This window comes from Colwellia sp. C1TZA3 (assembly GCF_007954265.1).
In the GTDB taxonomy this organism is placed as follows: domain Bacteria; phylum Pseudomonadota; class Gammaproteobacteria; order Enterobacterales; family Alteromonadaceae; genus Cognaticolwellia.
Genome location: NZ_VOLS01000119.1, coordinates 1 through 3,141 on the forward strand (window position 1 = coordinate 1; position 3,141 = coordinate 3,141).

3 protein-coding genes are annotated in these 3,141 nt (G+C 38.8%); all 3 read left to right on the top strand.

The genetic code is table 11. From position 1 onward, the window contains the following. Window positions 1-320 precede the first annotated feature (320 nt). The 3 genes from ESZ39_RS17340 to ESZ39_RS17350 are packed head-to-tail and all read left to right on the top strand — an operon-like array spanning window position 321 to window position 2,888. Entirely contained in the window at window positions 321-671 is a 351-nt protein-coding gene (locus tag ESZ39_RS17340) for a 5-carboxymethyl-2-hydroxymuconate Delta-isomerase (protein WP_146881169.1), read from the top strand. A 49-nt stretch (window positions 672-720) separates the two neighbouring features. After that, the gene (locus ESZ39_RS17345; protein ID WP_146881170.1) at window positions 721-1,839 is read left to right on the top strand and encodes a 4-phosphoerythronate dehydrogenase; all 1,119 of its coding nucleotides are present in this window, start codon (window positions 721-723) and stop codon (window positions 1,837-1,839) included. Window positions 1,840-1,862: 23 nt separating this feature from the next. Beyond that, window positions 1,863-2,888 (top strand): aspartate-semialdehyde dehydrogenase, encoded by a 1,026-nt coding sequence (locus ESZ39_RS17350; protein ID WP_146881171.1) that lies wholly within the window; start codon window positions 1,863-1,865, stop codon window positions 2,886-2,888. Window positions 2,889-3,141: the final 253 nt, after the last annotated feature.

Consider the following 3,141-nt stretch of genomic DNA (forward strand, 5'->3'; position numbering starts at 1 on the left):
TGTGCGCAGGAAAAATAATTCAAGGTAAGGCGCTCGATTGAGCAATAGCTGGCTATTGGGAGTGAGAGCAACACAGCCTTGAGCTATTTTAACTAGTACAAGTGAGCAATAACTTAATGGGATTGGTGTTAGTGCTTCTTGGCAGTTGCTCTGGCATTAGGCTAATAATTAACAGCTATATAATAATATGCTCGTCACTACTTATACTTATACCTAAAGTATTATAAAATTGGCTAAATAACCCAGCCGTCGATATTCTTTTTGCCTTCGATTTTCGTTACAATGCTCATCTTGTCTTTTACTAACTGTGTCTGCCTATTATGCCTCATTGTATTGTTGAATATTCTGCAAAAATTATTGAAAGTTTACCGGTAGAACAGCTAATGCACGCTGTTTATAAAGGTGTAAACCAAAGCGAATTATTTACTGCTGCTAATATCAAAGTACGAGCATGCGTTTATAACGATTTTTATCTGCCTGGCGCAGAGCAAGTTTTTGTCCATGTTAATTTAAAAATATTATCAGGGCGTGATTTATCGCAACGTAAAAACCTTACTGACAGTGTTAGCAATCAACTTGAACGCCTGGGAATTGAAGACGCAGTAATTACGGTTGAAGTAACAAAAATAGAAAAAGAAAGTTATGTTAAAAAAATAACATTAACGGTGTAATATCATGTCGTCATAGGTTTATTATTTTTGGGTGAATTGGAAGCGTTAAATGAATATTTTTTATGATGAGAATATGCCGTTTGCGGCAGATTTTTTTGCTGATTTAGGCGTGTTAACACCATTTTCTGGCCGTGATTTGTCGGCGGCTGATATGAGTGATGCTGACGTGTTATTGGTGCGCTCAATTACGAAAGTCAATAAAGCGTTATTGCAAAATAATCAAACTTTAAGTTTTGTTGGTACAGCAACGATTGGTGTTGATCACATAGATCAAGACTACTTAGCTGATCGAGCTATTAATTTTCATTCTGCACCGGGTTGTAATGCCGTTTCTGTTGCTGAATATGTACTGAGTGCTTTAGTTGTATTAGCTGAGCGATATTTAATAACGCTATCAGCGTTAACTGTAGGCATCGTTGGCGCAGGTAATACCGGTTCAAGGTTAAGTGAGAAGTTAACAGCTTTAAATATTAAACATGTTTTATGTGATCCTTTACTAGCTGAAAACTCAGCGGATACTCGAGATTTTGTTTCGCTTGAGCAAGCGTTAAGTTGCGACGTGGTTTCGCTACACGTGCCGTTAACTCGAACCGGCCAACACGCTACTTATCATTTATTGGATGCCAGCCGATTAGCTCAATTTAAAGCCAATCAAATACTGATTAATGCTTGTCGCGGTGAAGTCATCGACAACGCTGCTTTATTGAAAATGAAACAGCAAGGGCATCCATTAAAGCTAGTGTTAGATGTGTGGGAAAATGAACCCAATATATTATTGGCTTTAATAGCGTATTGTGAGATTACCACCGCGCACATTGCCGGTTATAGCTTAGAAGGAAAAGCTCGTGGTACAGAAACCCTCTATCGGGCATTATGCCAACAGCTTGATATTTTGCCAAATAAGCAGCTTGCTGACTTCTTACCGATATCGGCAATTGGCAGGGTTGAACTTAAACAAACGTTTGATGAAATACTGTTAAACCAGCTAGTAAAAATGGTATACGATGTTAGACGTGACGATGCAATTTTTCGTCAACAAATTACTATTCAAGGATTTGACCATATTCGTAAAACTTATCCGACTCGCCGGGAGTTTTCGTCAATAACGGTCAACTTGAAGAACGCGTTGAGCTTAGATGTGCCGCATCAGCTTGGCTTTAATAAATAAACTGGATAAAAAGAGAGAGGATTATGGCACAGAAATTTGATATTTGCGTACTAGGGGCAACGGGTTTAGTTGGTAAAACAATTATTGAAATACTAGAACAGCGTGACTTTCCCATTAATAAGCTCTACCCATTGGCGAGCGCTCGTTCGGCGGGTGAATTTATTGACTTTAAGGGTGAGAGTATTGAAGTTTTAGATGCCGACAACTTTGATTGGAGCCAAGCACAAATTGGTTTCTTCTCAGCTGGTGGCGAAATATCGGCAAAGTATGCGCCAATAGCTGCTGAAGATGGCTGCATTGTTATCGATAATACCTCTGAGTTTCGCTATGACGCTGATATTCCATTAGTCGTGCCAGAAGTTAATCCACAAGCACTAGCTGAATACCGTAACCGCAATATTATTGCTAACCCAAATTGTTCAACCATTCAAATGATGGTGGCATTAAAGCCTATCTACGATGCCGTAGGTATTGCACGGGTGAATGTTTGTACTTATCAGTCAGTTTCTGGCGGTGGTAAAGCGGCTATGGATGAGTTAGCAAAGCAAACGGCAGACTTATTGTGTGGCAAACCAGTCGAACCAAAAAATTTCTCTCGTCAAATTGCTTTTAATGTTATTCCACAAATTGACGTATTTCTTGAAAATGGCTATACCAAAGAAGAAATGAAGATGGTTTGGGAAACCCAGAAAATATTGGGCGACGACAGTGTACTAGTTAACCCAACAGCGGTGCGTGTACCGGTATTTTTTGGTCATGGTGAATCATTACATATTGAAACTAACTCACCTATTTCTGCTGAAGAAGTCAAAGCGTTACTGAGCAAAGCACCCGGTATAGTGGTTTGTCACAATGATGAAGACTTTCCAACGCAAATTACTGATGCTAGTGGTAAAGATGAAACCTTTGTTGGCCGCATTCGTGAAGATATTAGCCACAATAATGGCATTAATATGTGGATTGTTGCCGATAACGTACGTAAAGGCGCAGCAACAAATAGCGTTCAAATTGCTGAGTTATTAATTAAAGAGCATCTTTGCGAATATTAAACGCTAAGTAATAGATGACTAAAGAAAAATGAAAACCCGTCGTTATAATAAACGCCGGGTTTTTTGTTTTTATAACGCTGTCGTTTTTTATTTTAACCATTAAAAATGAATGGGTAATTAATCAACTTATACCAGTTCCATTAAGTTTGTGATCTTGTTGTGCGCAGGAAAAATAACTCAAGGTAAGGCGCTCGATTGAGCAATAGCTGGCTATTGGGATTGAGAGCAACACAGCCTTGAGCTATTTTAACTA